Here is a 1,781-nt window from a genome sequence, read left to right on the forward strand (position 1 = left end):
GCACGGGGTCGTCCGGGTCGTCCGTCAGGACGCCTCCCGCCTCCATGCGGCGCACGACGTCGGAGAGCCCCTTCGAGTGAATCGTGACGGGCTGGCCCTCGTCGACGGCGCTCCCCGGGCGCATGGCGTGAAGCATCGGCTTTGAAGCCTGCGCCGTGGGGAAGTTGGCCGGAGCCGTCTGGCGCGTCTCGCCGAAGAGCTGGAAGCGCGGCGGGAGCATCAGGTCTTCGACCCGCTCGCCCGGCTCGTGCACGCGCGGGAACGTGAAGACGAAGCGCACGCCGCGGCGGCCGTTGCGCTCGACGCGGATGCGGCCCGCGTGGCGTTCCGCGATGTTGGCGACGATCGAGAGGCCGAGCCCCATGCCGTTCGCGCCCTTGCTCGTCTGAAGCGGCTTGAAGAAGCGCGCGAGATCCTCGTCGGAAATCTCGGGGCCGTTGTCCCCGACGATCAGGGTCCACGTGTCGGCGTCCTGGGGTGTCAGCGTCACCTCGATCAGGGGATCCGGCACGCCCGAAATCGCGTCGGCGGCGTTCTTCAAAAGGTTCAGAAGCGCCAGCTCGATTTCCCACGCGTCCACCTCCGCCATGCTCTTCGGATTGACGCGCACCGCGATCTGGGCGTTCGTCTGACGGCTCCGGCGGAAGGTCGTGATCGAATTCCCGATCACTTCGGCCAGGTCGCAGACCTTGCGCGGCGGATAGTCGTGCTTCGCGTACGCGCGCACGCGCTCGACGATCTTGCTCGCGCGGTCGGCTTCGTTGGTGATTTCCGTCAACGCGAAGTTGAAGCTCTCCTTGTCGAAGCGGTCGCCTTCCATTCTGCGGTGGAGCGCGTTGGCGTAGTTCGTGATCGCCGAGAGCGGCTGCTTCAGTTCATGCGCGATGATGGTCGACATCTGCCCCACGATCCCGGTGCGCTCCAGATTCGCGATGTGCTGGCGCGACTGCGCGGCCTCGGCTTCGATGAGATCGCGCGCTTCCAACGCTTCGCGGAGTTCCTTCGTCTTCCGGCGCACGAGCACCGAGAGCGACACCGCGTAGAAGACGACGAGGAAGGCGAGCATCGTGATCAGGGCGATCGCCTCGGCGTTCTCGCGCATGAAGCGCTCGAAGCTCCACGTGGCGAGATGCTCGTAGGGGCCGATCTTCAGTTCGTAGAAGAGGTCGTAGAGCGAGCGGTTCAGGGTCGGGAGCTGCCACTCGCCGCCGTAGTCCCGCGTCCTCATCGCGTAGAGGATCGAGCTCATCGTCTTCTTCCTCACCGCGCTCACGTCGGGCTGCACGCCGAAGGCCCAGCCCGGGTACGTCGCGGTCGAGTGCTGGCAGCGGAGTTGGTCGGTCGGCTGCGGGTTGAGGATCCTCAGATCCTCCGCGATGTTGATGCGTCCGGCGCGCTCGAAGTTTTCGAGGATGCAGGTGGGCAGAATCCCGACGTCGTGCGTCCCCGCCAGAACGGCGTTCAGTACCGCCTCGGGCGCGTGCTCGAAAAAGGTCGTCTGCTCGCGGAGCATCTTCTCCGGGATGCCGCGGTGTTGAGCTTCGCCCGCGGCGGCGAGCCACGACGAGAGCCGCACGTCGTCGACGGCGGCGACCCTCGCGCCGCGCAGCGTCTCCAGGGCGCTCCGGGCGGGGCCGGGCGGGACCGGCAGGTCGCGCGCTTCAGGCGGCAGATTCCAGCGGTGGCCGCGCTTTGCGAAGACGACCGACCCCTGCGCGTTGTCCGCGCCCGTCGCCGTCACCGGTTGGAAGGTCGCCAGCTGCTCGACGCGCCCGTTCGAG

1 protein-coding gene is annotated in these 1,781 nt (G+C 67.5%); it reads right to left on the bottom strand.

The window, feature by feature from the left end; all coding sequences use genetic code 11:
* The coding region (locus HMPREF9440_RS11395; RefSeq protein ID WP_050816106.1) for a sensor histidine kinase at positions 1 to 1,781 on the bottom strand (1,781 nt) is incomplete at both ends.

This window comes from Sutterella parvirubra YIT 11816 (genome assembly GCF_000250875.1).
GTDB lineage: Bacteria > Pseudomonadota > Gammaproteobacteria > Burkholderiales > Burkholderiaceae_F > Sutterella > Sutterella parvirubra.